Origin of the sequence: Halorubrum sp. CGM4_25_10-8A (assembly GCF_005435025.1) — an archaeon.
Taxonomy (GTDB): domain Archaea; phylum Halobacteriota; class Halobacteria; order Halobacteriales; family Haloferacaceae; genus Halorubrum; species Halorubrum ezzemoulense.
In genome coordinates this window covers 195,214-210,827 of sequence record NZ_SGTX01000004.1, presented here as the reverse complement: position 1 = coordinate 210,827, position 15,614 = coordinate 195,214, and the positions used below count along the sequence as shown (strand labels likewise).

At 70.2% G+C, this 15,614-nt stretch carries 15 protein-coding genes; 6 read left to right on the top strand and 9 right to left on the bottom strand.

Going from position 1 to position 15,614, the window contains the following annotated elements; genetic code table 11:
• Positions 1-87 precede the first annotated feature (87 nt).
• Entirely contained in the window at positions 88-240 is a 153-nt protein-coding gene (locus EXE52_RS18475; protein ID WP_008440770.1) for a hypothetical protein, read from the top strand.
• 109 nt (positions 241-349) lie between these two features.
• The gene (locus EXE52_RS06945) at positions 350-613 is read left to right on the top strand and encodes a GIY-YIG nuclease family protein (RefSeq protein WP_137703583.1); all 264 of its coding nucleotides are present in this window, start codon (positions 350-352) and stop codon (positions 611-613) included.
• 16 nt (positions 614-629) lie between these two features.
• Here EXE52_RS06945 and hisG read toward each other — a convergent pair whose 3' ends face one another.
• Positions 630-1,520, bottom strand: coding sequence for an ATP phosphoribosyltransferase (hisG, locus tag EXE52_RS06940; protein ID WP_137703582.1), 891 nt, complete (start codon positions 1,518-1,520; stop codon positions 630-632).
• 453 nt (positions 1,521-1,973) lie between these two features.
• Entirely contained in the window at positions 1,974-2,381 is a 408-nt protein-coding gene (locus EXE52_RS06935; RefSeq protein ID WP_137692112.1) for a hypothetical protein, read from the bottom strand.
• 128 nt (positions 2,382-2,509) lie between these two features.
• Here EXE52_RS06935 and uvrB point away from each other — a divergent pair, with 128 nt between their 5' ends.
• The 3 genes from uvrB to EXE52_RS06920 all read left to right on the top strand — a co-directional run bounded on the left by uvrB (position 2,510) and on the right by EXE52_RS06920 (position 5,831).
• Positions 2,510-4,564 carry an excinuclease ABC subunit UvrB gene (gene uvrB, locus EXE52_RS06930; protein WP_086216334.1) on the top strand — a complete coding sequence of 685 codons (2,055 nt, stop codon included), beginning with the start codon at positions 2,510-2,512 and terminating at the stop codon, positions 4,562-4,564.
• 67 nt (positions 4,565-4,631) lie between these two features.
• Positions 4,632-5,162: a hypothetical protein gene (locus tag EXE52_RS06925; protein ID WP_086216333.1), complete on the top strand. Its 531-nt coding sequence runs from the start codon at positions 4,632-4,634 to the stop codon at positions 5,160-5,162.
• Between the two features lie 75 nt (positions 5,163-5,237).
• Positions 5,238-5,831, top strand: a complete 594-nt coding sequence (locus EXE52_RS06920) for a hypothetical protein (RefSeq protein WP_049932141.1) — start codon at positions 5,238-5,240, stop codon at positions 5,829-5,831.
• A 25-nt stretch (positions 5,832-5,856) separates the two neighbouring features.
• Here EXE52_RS06920 and EXE52_RS06915 read toward each other — a convergent pair whose 3' ends face one another.
• Positions 5,857-7,086, bottom strand: a complete 1,230-nt coding sequence (locus EXE52_RS06915) for an SPFH domain-containing protein (protein ID WP_085682503.1) — start codon at positions 7,084-7,086, stop codon at positions 5,857-5,859.
• 182 nt (positions 7,087-7,268) lie between these two features.
• Between EXE52_RS06915 and EXE52_RS06910 the strand changes: the two genes are divergently transcribed.
• Positions 7,269-8,573, top strand: a complete 1,305-nt coding sequence (locus tag EXE52_RS06910) for an O-acetylhomoserine aminocarboxypropyltransferase/cysteine synthase family protein (protein WP_049933351.1) — start codon at positions 7,269-7,271, stop codon at positions 8,571-8,573.
• A gap of 37 nt (positions 8,574-8,610) precedes the next feature.
• On the opposite strand, the gene EXE52_RS06905 is transcribed toward EXE52_RS06910, so the two are convergent.
• The 6 genes from EXE52_RS06905 to EXE52_RS06880 form a co-directional block, all read right to left on the bottom strand.
• A complete protein-coding gene (locus EXE52_RS06905; protein ID WP_049933352.1) occupies positions 8,611-9,756 on the bottom strand; it encodes an aminopeptidase in 1,146 nt (381 codons plus the stop codon).
• 120 nt (positions 9,757-9,876) lie between these two features.
• Positions 9,877-10,689, bottom strand: a complete 813-nt coding sequence (locus tag EXE52_RS06900; RefSeq protein WP_049933354.1) for a hypothetical protein — start codon at positions 10,687-10,689, stop codon at positions 9,877-9,879.
• 90 nt (positions 10,690-10,779) lie between these two features.
• Positions 10,780-11,196: a hypothetical protein gene (locus tag EXE52_RS06895; RefSeq protein ID WP_241988213.1), complete on the bottom strand. Its 417-nt coding sequence runs from the start codon at positions 11,194-11,196 to the stop codon at positions 10,780-10,782.
• A gap of 175 nt (positions 11,197-11,371) precedes the next feature.
• Positions 11,372-13,171 carry an oligoendopeptidase F gene (gene pepF, locus EXE52_RS06890; protein ID WP_137703581.1) on the bottom strand — a complete coding sequence of 600 codons (1,800 nt, stop codon included), beginning with the start codon at positions 13,169-13,171 and terminating at the stop codon, positions 11,372-11,374.
• Between the two features lie 73 nt (positions 13,172-13,244).
• Positions 13,245-13,751 (bottom strand): ribosomal protein S18-alanine N-acetyltransferase, encoded by a 507-nt coding sequence (rimI, locus tag EXE52_RS06885; protein ID WP_094580426.1) that lies wholly within the window; start codon positions 13,749-13,751, stop codon positions 13,245-13,247.
• A gap of 46 nt (positions 13,752-13,797) precedes the next feature.
• A complete protein-coding gene (locus tag EXE52_RS06880; protein WP_137703580.1) occupies positions 13,798-15,468 on the bottom strand; it encodes a PAS domain-containing protein in 1,671 nt (556 codons plus the stop codon).
• Between the last annotated feature and the right edge of the window lie 146 nt (positions 15,469-15,614).

Genomic DNA, 15,614 nt, shown 5'->3' with positions numbered 1-15,614 from the left:
CGACCGTATACCGGCAGCCGACTGGGTCGAAAAAGGGTATTAGTTCGTCGAGCCCGTATGGTAGTTGCCGACGCACGTCGGCATCACATGCCACGCTGTGACCACTGCGGGTCGCACGTCTCGGACCGCTTCGCTCGCGTCTTCGCGGACGAACGCGGCGACCTGAACGCGTGCCCGAAGTGCTCCGCGAACGCGGGCATCGCAGAGGTGTCTCGCGAGCGGACTCGAACCGGGGACTGACCGGCGAAACGCCGATCGAAGGACGAGCGCACGGGGAGCGACTGCTCCGTTCGCCTGCCCCTCCGGGCACACCCGCACACACTTGCCGCTCGCGCTCGGACGGCCGACCGTGGCCGACCACCACGTGTACGTCATCGAGTGCGCCGACGGCACCCTCTACACCGGGTACACGACCGACGTCGAGCGGCGCGTCGCCGAACACGACGCCGGCGAGGGCGCGAAGTACACCCGCGGGCGGACCCCCGTCACCCTCCGCCACGTCGAGTCGTTCGACTCGAAGTCGGCGGCGATGTCGCGGGAGTACGGGGTCAAGTCGCTGTCGCGCGCCGAGAAAGAGCGGCTGATCGGCGAGGGCGACGACGCGGGGGACTGACCGCTTCGCCTCTCGCTCACTCCACGAGGCGCTCGATTTCCGTGACGAGGATGCCGGTCGCGCCGACCGACCGGAGCTCCGAGATCGTCTCGAACACGTCGCGCTCGTCGACGACGGCGTGGACCGCCACCATCCCGTTGCCGTTCTCGTCGGCCTCGACGTCCATCACGGTCGGGCCGCCGAGCCCGGGGATCACGTCCTTCACTGCGTCGAGCCGCTCTTTCGGCGCGTTCATCATCAGGTAGCGACGGCCGTCCGCGGCGAGGACGGACTCGAAGGCGGTCACGACCTGCTCGACCTTCGCGTCGTCGACCACGTCGGGGCGCGCGAACAGCCGGACGGAGGAGTCGAGCACGTCGTCGATCACCGCCAGCCGGTTCACTTTCAGCGTCGTCCCCGTCGAGGTGATGTCGACGATGGCGTCCGCCATGTCGACGTGCGGGGTCAGCTCCGTCGCGCCCGTCACCGTGACCACGTCGGCGTCGACGCCCACGCGGTCGAGGTAGTCGCGGGTGACGTTCGGAAACTCGGTCGCGACCGTCCTGTCCGCTAGGTCCTCGACCGCCGACACCCCGCCGGCCTCGGGCGCGGCGAGGACGAGCCGACAGGAACCGTAGCCCAGATCGAGCAGGTCGACGAGGTCGCCCTCGGCCGCCGCGCTCGCGGCGTCGACGACGCCGCCGGACTCGGCCGCCTGATCGAGGCCGGTGACGCCGAGGTCGGCCGCGCCGTCGCGGACGTACTCGGGGATGTCGGCCGCCCGCGCGAACAGCACCGTCACGTCCTCGTCGACGGTGTCGGCGTACAGCTGGCGGTCGGCGGTCTCCTCGACGTGGAGCCCCGCGCGCTCCAACAGCGAGAGCGTCGGCTCGTGCAGGCGGCCCTTGTTGGGGACGGCGATGCGCATACGGGGAGCGTCGCGCGGACAGGGGGAAACGTTTTCGTCCGGAGGGGCGGGACTGGTGGCGACGCGAGACTGGTTATAAACAGATGCGGTGGCGCGTGCCGGTGAGCGGCCGGCAGGCCGCGAACCGCACGCGCGAGGGAGTCGGTCGCCGAGCGAAGCGACGGCGACCGACGAGGCTGGGGAGGTGTGAGGCGCGGTGCCGTGCGGGGTGGGACCCAAAGGGGTAGTCGCCGGCGGCGAAGCCGCCGGCTGCCCGTGGCGCGTAGCGCCACGCTGCCGCGAGGGCGCAGTAGGCGTTCAGGAGAGCGAAGCTCTCATGAGCCAATCAGAACGCGGAGCGTTCTGATGACGACGTAAGCACCGCAGGGAGCGAACGGAGTGAGCGACCGAGGAGCGCAACGAGCGTACTGCGCCCTCGCGGCTGGGGCTTTGGCGGTGTTCGTCGCCGATTCGTTACCAACCGCTTATATACGAGTCGCCGGTCGCGTCGAATCTTCTTCCGACCACCCAGTACGCGACGGGGAGGCAGCCGGCGAACGCGACCGGCCAGACGGTCAGCTGGGAGATCGGATCGGGCGGCGAGACGAGGCTCCCGACGACCAGCCCCGCGGGACCGGCGACGGCGACGATCGCGGTGGCCCGCTCCCACCGCGACGGCGGGTACTCGCGGGACCGTCCGCGGCGCCACCACAGCAGGTAGTAGAGCAGCACAATTCCCGAGAGCGGTGCGAAGACGCCCCAGACGGCCGGATAGTCACTTCCGCGGGCGTGCGCGTCGAGGTTCACCCAGACGCCGGATGCGAGCCAGACGAACAGCACTAGGGCGGCGCCGAAGGCGACGGGGGGAGTGAGGAGGGACACGACCGGGTGTTCCGCCGGATCAGTAATCGGTTTTTCCCCGAGCGGAACCGTCCGCGCGGAACCGGTTTCGTCGCAGTCACCGACGTAGCCGCGCCGCTCAAGTGGCTCGCCGCCCAACGACGCGTATCGTGAGCGACGCCGACTCCCCCCTCTCGGAGGACCGCCCGACCGTCGACCGCCCGCTCCGCGTCGACGCCCCGTTCGAGCCCGCGGGCGACCAGCCCGAGGCGATCGAGCAACTCGTCGAGGGGTACGAGTCGGGCGCGACAAAGCAGACGCTGCTCGGCGTGACGGGGTCCGGGAAGACCAACACCGTCTCGTGGGTCGCCGAGGAGTTGGACCAGCCCACTCTCGTTCTCGCCCACAACAAGACGCTCGCGGCCCAGTTGTACGAGGAGTTCCGCGAGCTGTTCCCGGACAACGCCGTCGAGTACTTCGTCTCCTACTACGACTACTACCAGCCGGAGGCGTACGTCGAGCAGACGGACACGTTCATCGACAAGGAGATGTCGATAAACGAGGAGATCGACCGCCTGCGCCACTCCGCGACGCGCTCCCTGCTGACCCGCGACGACGTGATCGTCGTCGCGAGCGTCTCGGCCATCTACGGGCTAGGCGACCCGGGGAACTACCGCGACATGGCGCTCCGCCTGGAGGTCGGCGAGGAGGTCGGCCGCGAGGAGCTGCTCACCCGGCTCGTCGACCTGAACTACGAGCGCAACGACGTGGACTTCACGCAGGGGACGTTCCGCGTCCGGGGCGACACCGTCGAGATATACCCGATGTACGGGCGCTACGCGGTGCGCGTCGAGCTGTGGGGCGAGGAGATCGACCGGATGATCAAGGTGGACCCGATGCACGGCGAGGTCGTCTCCGAGGAGCCCGCGGTGATGCTCCACCCGGCGGAGCACTACTCGATCCCGGACGACAAGCTCGAACAGGCGATCGCGGAGATCGAGGACCTGATGGAGAAGCGGGTGAGCTACTTCGAGCGGCAGGGCGACCTCGTGGCCGCCCAGCGCATCGAGGAGCGGACCACCTTCGACATCGAGATGCTGCGGGAGGCGGGCTACTGCTCCGGGATCGAGAACTACTCGGTCCACATGGACGACCGCGAGTCCGGCGACGCCCCCTACACCCTGCTGGACTACTTCCCCGACGACTTCCTCACCGTCGTCGACGAGTCCCACCAGACGATCCCGCAGATCAAAGGGCAGTACGAGGGGGACAAGTCGCGGAAGGACTCGCTCGTCGAGAACGGGTTCCGGCTCCCGACCGCCTACGACAACCGCCCCCTGACGTTCGAGGAGTTCGAGGAGAAGACGGACCGCACCCTCTACGTCTCCGCGACGCCGGGCGACTACGAGCGCGAGACCTCCGACCGGATCGTCGAGCAGATCGTCCGGCCGACCCACCTCGTCGATCCGAAGGTGGAGGTGACGGGGGCCACCGGGCAGGTCGACGACCTCCTCGAGCGCGTCGACGACCGGATCGAGCGCGACGAGCGCGTCCTCGTCACCACGCTCACCAAGCGGATGGCCGAGGACCTCACGGAGTACCTCGAGGAAGCGGGCGTCGACGTGGCGTACATGCACGACGAGACCGACACCCTCGAACGCCACGAGATCATCCGCGACCTCCGCCTGGGCAACATCGACGTGCTCGTCGGGATCAACCTGCTCCGCGAGGGGCTCGACATCCCGGAGGTGAGCCTCGTCGCCATCCTCGACGCCGACCAAGAGGGGTTCCTCCGCTCCACCACGACGCTCGTCCAGACCATGGGGCGGGCCGCGCGCAACGTCAACGGCGAGGTCGTCCTCTACGCTGACGAGGTGACCGACTCGATGGAGGCGGCGATCGAGGAGACCCAGCGCCGGCGCGAGATCCAACTGGAGTACAACGCCGAGCACGGCTACGAGGCGACCACCATCGACAAGCCGGTCAGCGAGACGAACCTCCCCGGCTCGAAGACGGACACCTCGTCGGTCAGCGTCGGCGACGTGGAGAGCGAAGCCGAGGCGAAAGCCCAGATCGAGGCCCTCGAGGACCGCATGGACGAGGCCGCGAGCAACCTCGAGTTCGAGCTGGCGGCCGACATCCGCGACCGGATCGCGGAGCTGCGCCGCGCCTTCGAGATCGACGGCGGCGACGAGGGCGTGCCCGCGCCGATGATCGACGAGTAGCGCCCGATTCTCAGCCCGCGTCACCGTGGCGGCGGGGTTTTTACGTCGCTGTGCCACACTCTCGCCCGTGTACCGTCGTGCTGTCGTCTCCGGAGCGCTCGCGGTCGCCACCGCCGGGTGCGTCGACCGCCTCCACGACGTGGCCGCCTCGACGCCGCGCGACCTCGGCGTGCGGAGCCGGTACGTCGACGGCAACCCGATGGTCGACGCGCGCAGCGTCCTCGCGCGCCCGGAGGAGCTACCGACTCACGCCGCTTCCTTCCGGTCCGCCGCCGCGGCCCGCGGCGCGCTCAAACCCGACGCGACCGAGTCCCGCGCGTTCGTCGAGCGCACCGACTTCGTCGACGACGGGGGCGACGCGATCTTAGTGATCGCCCAGCGGCTCACCGCGCCCGAGGTCCGCCTCCGGCTCGGCGGGATCAGCCGCACCGGCGACCACTCGCTTCGGATCGCCGTCGACCAAGGCGGCGTCCGCGGCGAGATCGACGCCGACGAGCCGGTCGTCAAGACGCTCCTGTTGCGCCTCGCGGACGAGCGCGGCCCCCCGGAGCGCGTGATCGTCGCCATCGGCGACGAGCGCGCCGGCATCACGGTGTGACGGTCGGGCCCCCCTCCGCCGCGATCCCGGCTCGGTCCCGCGATCGTTTTGTGGCCGGGACGCTTCCGGTCACGCATGTCACTCCGCAGTCGACTCCTCGGTTCGGCCCTCCTCGTCGTCGGCGTCGCCGCGATCGGTCTCGCGGGAACGGTCGCGCCGGCGTTCGTCCCCTCCTCGTCCGCGGCCGACGGAATCGCACTGACCGCACCCGCTCCTCTCTCGTCGCTCGCCGCCCCCGCGCTCCTCGCGGCCGGGTCGGTCCTGCTCGTCGGCGGCGCGGCCGCCGCGACCGGGGGCGACGGCTCCGCCCGCGCGGCGCTGGTCGCGCCCGCGTTCGGCGCCGTCGCCGCGCTCGCGTTCGGCGTCGGCCTCGTCGCGGCGCCCGGATCGGCCCCCGCGACGGCGACGAACCCGGCGGCACACGCCGCCCTCACAGCCGGTCCGCCCGCGCGGATCGCCGCCGGTGCGGCCGTCGGCGGCGCCGTGGCGCCGGTGGTCCGCGCGACGACAACCGAAGACACCGTCGCCCTCCTCGCCGGCTCCGTCCTGCTGCTCGCGGCGCTCGCGGCGGGGGCGTCCGACCCCCTCTCGTTGGTCACGGGAGGAGTCGGCGGCGCGGTCGCAGTCGCCCTCCTCTGGGCGGTCGACCCGGACCGCTGGCGGCCCTGACCCGGCTCACGATCGCCCGCGCGTCTCAGTCGCTCGGCCGCTCGCTTTCGGCCTCCAGTTCGATGTCGCGGTCGGCCTCGCGGGTCGCCGCCTCCTGCTTGGCGAGGTCGACGTCGCGGGCCGCGTCCCCGTCCCGGGTCTCGTCGGTGCGGAGGTCGTCGTCGGCCACGGTGTCGATCTGTTCGAGGGCGCTCTCGATGTCTTCCAACCCGAGCAGCTTCTCCGTCTCCTCGTCGAACTCCTTGCCCTCTAACCCCTCCATCTGCTGAACGTCGGAGCCGGAGAGGGCCTTGCCGTAGCGGCCGACGAGGCTGGTGAGCTCCTGCGGGAGGACGAAGGTGGTGGACTCGCCTTTCCCGATCTCCTCTAGGGTCTCCATGCCGCGCTCGATGATGGCGCGTTCGCCCATCGACTCGGCGGAGCGGGCGCGGAGGACCGTCGAGATGGCGTCCCCCTGCGCTTCGAGGATCTGGGACTGCTTTTCACCCTGCGCGCGGATGATGTTGGACTGCTTGTCACCCTCGGCCTGCTCGACCGCGGAGCGGCGTTCACCCTGCGCTTCGAGGATCATCGCGCGGCGGCGGCGCTCCGCGCCGGTCTGTTGCTCCATCGCGCGCTGGACCTCCTGTGAGGGGCTCACCTCGCGGACCTCGACGGCCTCGACGCGGATCCCCCACTCGTCGGTGGGCTCGTCTAACTCCTCGTTGATCCGGTCGTTGATCAGCTCCCGCTGCGAGAGCGTGTCGTCGAGCTCCATGTCGCCGATGACGGCGCGGAGGGTGGTCTGTGCGAGGTTCGAGACGGCGTTCTTGTAGTCGTCGACTTCGAGGAACGCCTTCTTCGCGTCCATCACCTTGATGTAGACGACCGCGTCGGCGGTCACGGGGGAGTTGTCCCGCGTGATCGCCGACTGGCTCGGCACGTCGATCGTCTGGGTCCGCATGTCGAACGCGTACGTCCGCGAGACGAACGGGGGGATGAGGTGGACGCCCGGTTCGAGCAGCTCGCGGTACTCGCCGAAGACGGTGAGCGCCTCCTTGTCGTAGGCGTCGACGATCTCGACGGCGCTGACGACCGTGACGGCCGCCAAAAGCACCGCCAGCGCCGCGACGCCGAACGCGAGGCTCTGCCCGAGGAGGGCGACGGCGACGAGGAGGGCGACGCCGAGCGCGAGGTACTGCCAGACCCCGTCCGGGATCTCCCCCAGCAGCTCCTCCAGCTCGGCGGAATCGCCGCGCGGACCTTGTGTTCCCATACCGGAAGTTACGGCCCGACGCTGTTAACGGTTGCCACGAGTTCGCGCGCTGACGCGTCATCTCTCGCGATCCGTCGTTCCCGCCGTCGTCCTCGCACGCGCTCGACCGCCGATCTCAGAGATACCGGAAACGCCCGCGTGGGCCGGTCGGCTTTAACTACGCGGCAGCGGAACACAGATCCATGCCATCCGACGAGGGGGACGACGGCCCGAAGTTCAGCACGCGAAGCGTCCACGCCGGCTCCGACCCGGACCCGGCGACGGGCGCCCGCGCGACGCCCATCTACCAGACGACCGCCTATCAGTTCGACGACGCCGACCACGCCGCGGACCTGTTCGGCTTGGAGGAGGCCGGCAACGTCTACTCCCGGCTGATGAACCCGACCAACGCCGCCCTCGAAGAGCGGATCGCCTCGCTTGAGGGCGGGGTCGGCGCGGTCGCGACCGCCTCGGGCATGGCCTCGCTCGACGTGACGACGTTCCTCCTCGCCTCGGCGGGCGACAACATCGTCACCTCGTCGGCGCTGTACGGCGGCACCTACACCTACCTCACTCACTCCGTCGAGCGCCGCGGCGTCTCGACGCGGTTCGTCGACCCCCTCGACTACGAGGGGTACGCCGAGGCCATCGACGAGGACACGGCGTACGTCCACCTCGAAACGATCGGGAACCCCGCCCTGGTCACGCCCGACATCCAGCGGATCGCCGACATCGCGCACGACCACGGCGTGCCGCTGTTCGTCGACAACACGTTCGCGACGCCGTACCTCTGCCGGCCGCTCGAACACGGCGCCGACCTCGTCTGGGAGTCGACGACGAAGTGGCTCACCGGCAACGGCACCACGGTCGGCGGCGTCGTCGTCGACGGCGGCTCGTTCCCGTGGGCCGACCACGCCGAGAAGTACCCCGAGATCGCGCAGGACAACCCCGCGTACCACGGGATCAACTTCGCCGAGCGGTTCGGCGACGCGGCGTTCACCTTCGCGGCGATCACTCGCGGCCTGCGCGACTTGGGCGACCAGCAGTCGCCGTTCGACGCGTGGAACACGCTCCAGCAGACGGAGTCGCTCCCGCTGCGCATGGACCGCCACTGCGAGAACGCGGGGATCGTCGCCGAGTACCTCGACGACCACGACGACGTGGCGTGGGTGAACTACCCCGGGCTGGAGAGCCACGAGACCCACGAGGAGGCGAGCGAGTACCTGGAAGGCGGCTACGGCGGGATGCTCACGTTCGGGCTGGAGGCCGGCTACGAGGCGGCTCGCGCGACCGTCGAGGAGGCCGACCTCGCATCGCTCGTCGCGAACGTCGGCGACGCGAAGACGCTCGTCATCCACCCGGCGTCGACAACGCACCAGCAGCTGACCGAAGCGGAACAGGAGGCTGCCGGCGTCACCCCAGACATGGTGCGCCTCTCCGTCGGCATCGAGGATCCCGCCGACATCGTCGCCGACCTCGAAGCGGCTATCGAGGCGGCGACCGAATAGCCGCGGTCCGCCCTTCGCTGCCCCGTTTCTGACAGGGTCAGTTCTCCGCCTCGAAGCCGTCCTCCCACCGGAACGTCCCGTTCCGCTGGACGACCTCGCCGTCGATCTCCATCCGGGAGCGCTCGCTCACGTCGGAGATCATGTCGACGTGGACCGCGCTGTCGTTGCCGGACTCGCCCTCCGGCAGGCAGGCGTCGTAGGCGCGGCCGACCGCGAGGTGGACGGTGTCGCCCATCTTCTCGTCGAAGAGGATCGAGTCGGTGAACCGGTCGATGCCGCGGTTCATCCCGATCCCGAGCTCGCCCAGCCGCCGCGCGCCGTCGTCGGTGTCGAGGACGTCCGCGACTGCCTCCTCGCCGGACTCCGCTGAGAAGTCGACGACCTCGCCGCCCTCGAACGCGAGGTGAACGTTCCGGACCCGCGTCGCGTCGATCGTCATCGGCACGTCGAAGAAGACCTCGCCCTCGGTGTCGTACGGCGCGGTGAACACCTCACCGGAAGGGAGGTTGTGCGAGTCGTACGCGACGGAGGCGGCGGAGTTAACCGCGGTGCGGCCCGCGATCGACATCGTCACGTCGGTGTCGGGAGCGCCGTCACGCTCGGTGACGATCCGGACCTCGTCGCCCGCGTCGAGGACCGACTTCATCTCGGCCATCTCGTCGGCGAGGGACTCCCAGTCGCGGAGGACGGCGTCGTAGACGAACTCTTGGTACTCCTCGTAGGCCATCCCCGCCTGCTGGGCGAGGCTCCGCGTCGGGTGGACCGTCGACACCCAGTCGGTGTCCATCCGCGCCTCGCGGACGCCCTGCCGCGCCTTCGCGTACGCTTGCCGGGTCGGGCGGTCGACGTCCGCGACCGCGGTGGTGTTGCGCCCGCCCCCGACTCGGAGGTAGGCGTCGGCGGCCTCGAACATCGCGCGCTCGACCGCGGGGTCCGAGTCGAAGTCGTCCGCCTCGACATCGCCGTCGGTCCCGGCCTCGACGCCTTTCAGATAGGCGCGGGAGAGCTCCGCGGAGCCGTACATCATCGTGGCGTTCGCGCCCCGCTCGCCGAGGGCTTCGGCGACCGCGACCCCCAGCTCGTGGGCGTCCTCCGCGACGCTGACAACCACGTCGTCGCCGGCCTCGATCCGCGCGCTCCAGTCGACAAGCACCTCGGCGTGCTCGCGTACGCGTTCGTCCATGATTACTCGTGTCGCGGGGGAGCGGTAAATCGGTGCCGGGACGGTCGGACCGGTCCCCGCAAGCTGGGCCGCGACGAGTCCGCCCGGTTGCCGCCGACCGTCGAGACCGGTCCGCGACCGTCAGATCAACACTTCGGCGTCGGTGAGGAGCGTTCGCTTCGCTCGTCTTGCCTCCGGCCCCTCCGGAACGATATCGGGCGTGGCGGCCGGCTCGTCGAACCGGTCCGGGTCCGGAGCCCAGGAGTCGAGGAGCTCCGCGAACGTCGGCCCCTGCCGTCCGGTGAGATGGATGAACCCGCCGTACTGCCACCGTTCGGCCGAGGTCGCGTCCGGGTCCGGGAACGCCTCGCGGATACAGCCGACGCTCTCGCGGAGGTACTCCGCGGCCTCGTGTTGGGAGTACTGGCTGTCCGCGTAGTACTGCTCCTGACCACGCTCCGTGAGGTCCGCGTCCGCGAGCGCGGAGGACTCGTACCGAACCGCGTCTCGGCTGATCTCACCGCCGAGGAAACTGAGGTTCACCGTGAAACAGTCCGGGTATCGGAGGATCAACAGAAAGAATATCTGTTCGTCGACAGTGTAGCGTTCCTGTAAGCGGTAGTAACACTCCAAGTAGTACGCGGCGAGCGCTCCGATCCAGTCGTCGCGTTCGCCGTCGAGATACGCGGTCGCGACGTCGTAGTACTCCTCGCCGGCGACCTGCTGTAAGCGGTACTCGAAGCTCTGTCGCATCTCGTCCAGTTCGTCCTCGTACACCTCCGTCAGCGGGACGTCCGGATCGTCGAGTAGCCGGGCCTTCCGCTCGCCGGCGTCCGCGATCCGGGCCATGTTCTCGTGGAGGTCCCGTTCCGCCTCCCTGTCGGGGAGCGGAATTCGAACCGCCTGTCGGCGCAGCGTGTCCGCCCCGGCCTCCGAACGCTCGTGCCACTCCATACCGTCGGTAACTGCTCAGACAGCTAATAAAATTGGAGGATGAGCGGCGGTGGTTCCCGGTGAGCGGCCGGTCGGAACCGGCCACCGCCGTCACTCGGAGTCCCGACCGACGGTCGCGAGGAGCCCGACCGCGAGCAGTCCGACGCCCACGACTCCGCTCCCGAGCCGCGCCAGCCCGAACAGCGCGGTCCGGTCAACTCGCCCGCGCAAGTACTGACCGAGCACCCAGTACGAGCGGCCGTCGACGCGCAGGTCGTCGACTCCGGCGAGGCGGTCCGCGCAGTTCGCGTCGCCGAGCGCCCACCGACCGGAGGCGGAGGTGGGTTCGACGACGAGATCGAGGGAGCCGGGAGCGATCCGATACCCCCGCATCGAGACGTCGTCGCCGTCGGCGAGGGCGACGGCGGCCTCTGCGCACCTCGCGGGGAGGCCGGTCGCGTTCACGGTCCGGTGTCGTTCGAGCCCCGGTCCCGCGCGGAGCGCCGCCTCCCAGCGGACGACCCTCACGTCCGCGATCAGGGCGAGCAGGAGGAGGACACCCGGGACGACGAGCAGCCTGCGGTCCCTCCCGGCGGGCGGGTTCGGCCGAGCGAATCATATGCTTTGGGCCGCCGGCTCGGTCGTTCGGGGGCCGGACTGCGCCGGCCCGTCGGAGGGATCAGTCGACTCCCGCGCGTCGGCGTTACTCTAGGTCGAGCAGCGCCGCGATCTCGTCGAGGTACTCGTCGTAGATCCCGATGGCGGACTCGATCGGGTCGGGCGAGGCCATGTCGATGCCGGCGAGTTCGACCACGTCGAGCGGGTAGTCGGAGCCGCCCGCCCGCAGCATCTCGCGGTAGTCGGCGGCGGCCTCGTCGCCCTCGTCGAGGACGCGCTCGACGATCGCGGCCGCGGCGGAGATGCCGGTCGCGTACTGGTAGACGTAGAAGTCGTAGTAGAAGTGCGGAATACGCTGCCACTCGCGCTCGATGCCGCCGGTGAGTTCGGCGGGCGCGTAGTAGTCCCCCTTCAAGTCGCCGTAGATCTCGTCGAACGCGTCGGGGGTGAGCGCGTCGCCGGCCTCCACGCGCTCGTGGATCTCCTGTTCGAACGTCGCGAACATCGTCTGGCGGAAGAGGGTCGAGCGGAAGCGTTCGAGGTACTCGTCGAGGACGTGGGTGCGGAGCTCGTCGTCCTCGACGGTGTCGAGCAGGTGGTGGGTGAGCAGGGTCTCGTTGACCGTCGACGCGATCTCCGCGACGAATATCTCGTAGCTCGCGTCGTGCCACGGCTGCGCGTCGCCCGCCAGCTCGGAGTGCATCGAGTGGCCGAGCTCGTGGGCCAGCGTGTACATCGAGGCGATGTCGTCCTGGTAGTTCATCATGATGTACGGCTGGGTGTCGTAGGTGCCCGAGGAGAACGCGCCCGAGCGCTTCCCGCGGTTCTCGTACACGTCGACCCACCGCGAGTCGAGCCCCTCCGCCAGTCGCTCCTGATACTCCTCGCCCAGCGGCGCGACCGCCTTGATCACCCACTCGCGGGCCTGTTCGTACTCCACGTCCGGACCCTGGTCGCCCGTCAGCGACATGTAGAGGTCGTGGCTCTGTAGCCGGTCGACGCCGAGCGCCTCGGCCTTCAGGTCGGCGTGGCGGTGAAGCACGTCGAGGTTGTCGTCGACGGTGTCGACGAGCGTGTCGTACACCTCGACGGGGACGTTCGAACCGTCGAGCGCGGCGGCGCGCGCGGAGTCGTAGTCGCGGATCTCGGCGCTCGTGACGTGTTCGCGGACGGCCTTCTCCAGCGACGTGCCGACCGCGTTGCGCACGTCGGCCCACTCGTCGTAGAACGTCTCGTGGACGCTCTCGCGGAACTCGCGGTCCGGGTTGGTCTGGAGCTTCGTGAAGTTCGCCTGCGTGATCTCGACCTCCTCGCCGTCCGGGTCCTCGACGACGCCGTAGGTCATGTCGGCGTTCGTCAACATCGAGTAGATCTCGCTCGGCGCGTCGGTGACCTCCGAGAGGTCCGCGAGCACCTCCTCGACCTCGCTCGACCGCGTGTGCGGCTTCTTGCGCAGCACGTCGTCGAAGTAGTGTTCGTACTCCGCGAGCCCGGGCTCGTCGTTGGCGAAGTCCGCCACGTCCGCCTCGGTCAGCGACTGGATCTCGGGGTCGAGATACGAGATCGCGCTCGACGCCTCGGAGCCGAGCGAAGACGCCTTCGCCGACATCGCCTGGTACTCCTGGTTCCGCGTGTCCTCGGCGCTCCGGAGCCGGGCGTACGTCATCACCTGCTGGAGCTCGCGGAATATCTCCTCGCGCAGTTCGAGGAGCTCGAGGAGGGTCGCGGCGTCCTCGGTCGCGCGCCCCTCGTAGTCGGCCAGCTCGCCGATCCGGTCGGAAACCGTCTCGTAGGCGGCCTCCCACGCCTCGTCGTCGGCGTAGATGCCGTCGAGGTCCCACTTGTACTCGGCGTCGATCTCGGACCGCTCGGGAACCGAACTCATACCGATCGGGTCGGCCTCCCGGACACTAAGCCTTGGCAAACCCCGCGCCGCAAGCCGATAGGCGTGCGGCGCGTTACCTCGACTCTACACCGTCGCCGCCGCCCGACCCCGCTCGCCCGGCCCACGCGGCGAGGTCGACGACGAGCACGAGCGCGTCCTCGCCGTCGCGGTAGTAGCCGCCGACCCGCCGGACCGGTTCGAACCCCTCGTCGGCGTACAGCGAGCGGGCGGGGTCGTTCCCCTCGCGCACCTCCAGGCGGACGACCGCGACGCCGGTCGCGCGGAGCCGCGTCAGCGCCGACCGGAGGAGGGTCCGCCCGATCCCCTCGCCGCGGGCGTCGGGGTGGACGGCCAGGTCCTTGACGTGGCCGATGTCCCGGCCGTGGTTCGGCGTCCGGTCGGCGACGACGAACCCGACGACCGCGCCCTCACGCTCCGCCACGAGGAACGCCGGCTCGTCCAGCAGTCGCTCGAAGGCGTCGTGCGGCCACGGGTCCGAGAAGCAGGCGCGCTCGATCCGGACCACCGCGAGGAGGTCGGCGCGCTCGGCCTGCCGGACCGTCAGGTCGGCGACGCTCACGGGCCGAATTGGCGGCCGCGAGGAATAAACGCGCCGGGTCCTCCCCCTACCGATCGATCCAGGGCTCCTCGGGGTCGGTGTCGGCCGGATCGGGGGCGCACACCTCGAAGCACGCGCCCTCCGGGATCCGGAGCCGCCGCCCGTCCGGGAGCCCGACGGGGCCGTCGGCGTCGCAGCGGAGTTCGACCGTCCACCCGTGGGACTCGACGATCTCGCGGACGATGTCGAGCCCGTACCCCGTCCCGTCGGCTCGGGTCGTGAACCCGGACTCGAACACGGAGCCGCGGTCCTCGGGGTCGATCCCGGCCCCGTCGTCCGCGACGAGGAACCCCTCGTCGGTGGCGGTGACGAGCACGGTGAGCGCGTCGTCGCCGGACGCCGGCGCCTCCTCGTCCCCGTCTGTCGGCACGTCCTCGCAACCGTCGACCGCGGCTTCCGCCGCGCCCGGCGTCCCGTGCTCCCTCGCGTTGCGGAACAGGTTCTCCAGGGCCTGCCGCATCCGCCCCCGGTCGCCGTACACCTGCGCGTCGCCGGCGACGACCAGCTCTGCGCGCTCGTCGCCCTCGGCGGCGGTCTCCCACGCGTCGCGGGCGACGCTCGCGAGCGCGAACTCGGTCGGCTCGTCCATGCCGGTCCCCTGCCGGGCGAGGGTGAGCAGCTCCGAGACGAGCTGGTCGATCCGTTCGACGGCGCGCTCGCCGCGTTCGAGGGGCTCCGTCTCGCCGCGCAGCCGCGCCATCTCGATGGAGCCGCGGATCACCGACAGCGGGTTCCGGAGGTCGTGCGAGACGATGCTCGCGAAGCGGTCGAGCCGCTCGTTCCGGTCGGTGAGCCGCCGCTCGCGCGCCTTCCGCTCGGTGACGTCGCGGGAGTTGACGAGCAGTTCGCCGACGGGGCTGTCGGCCGGCAGCGAGCGCGTCCGCGACTCCAGCCAGACCCAGTCGCCGTCGGCAGTGCGGTAGCGGTACTCCAGGGTGGGCGCCGCGTTCGGCTCGTCGAGCGCGCGATAGAACCGCTCCGTCACCCGTTCGCGGTCGTCGGGGTGGACGTAGCCGAGCGGGGAGCGCCCGACGGTCGACCCCTGCTTGTAGCCGAGCACCTCCTCGATGGAGGGGCTCTCGTAGACGACGAGGCCGTCGCCGTCGACGACGGTGACGAGGTCGCTACCGTACTCGAGGAAGGCCCGGTAGCGCTCTGGGAAGGTTCGGTCGACGTCGACTCGACGGACCGTGACGATCCGGCCGTCGAACTCCGGGGCGAGCTCCTCCTCGACGATCGACTCGACCCACGCGTACCCGCCGCTCGCGCGGCGGATGCGGTGGGTGACCGTCCGGTTCGCCGTGACCGCCGACAGCGCGTCGGCCACCGGGTCGCGGTCGCTCGGGTGGACGCGGTCGAGGAGGTCGCTCCCGACGAGCGCGTCGCGCTCGACGCCAACGACGTCCGTCGCCGACGGGCCGGCGAACAACACCTCGCCGTCCACGGCGACGGCGAGGAGGAACCGGTCCGCTTCGACCGAGCCGCCGTCCGGGGGCCCCCCGTCGCGAGTCCCCGACTCCCGGTCGGCGGGCGCGCCGCACGTTCTGACGGTCTCCGGTCGTGTTTCCGCGCGAGCCGCCCGCTCTGCGTCGTCGGTCTCGGGGGGATCCGTCGCCGAGGCGTCGCCCTCGTCGCCGCCGCGGTCGGGCGTCGACGTGTCGGATGGCCGGAAGGTCACTATGGGTTCTACCGACGGTACGGACGCGGGGTGATAAAGCTGCGCGCCGGAGAAATTGGTTTTGATAATCGACGGACGCCCCGATCCATCCGGACCCGGTGCGGCCGTCCAGACTGGTGGTCAGGTCGCGCTCCGACGACCCCCCG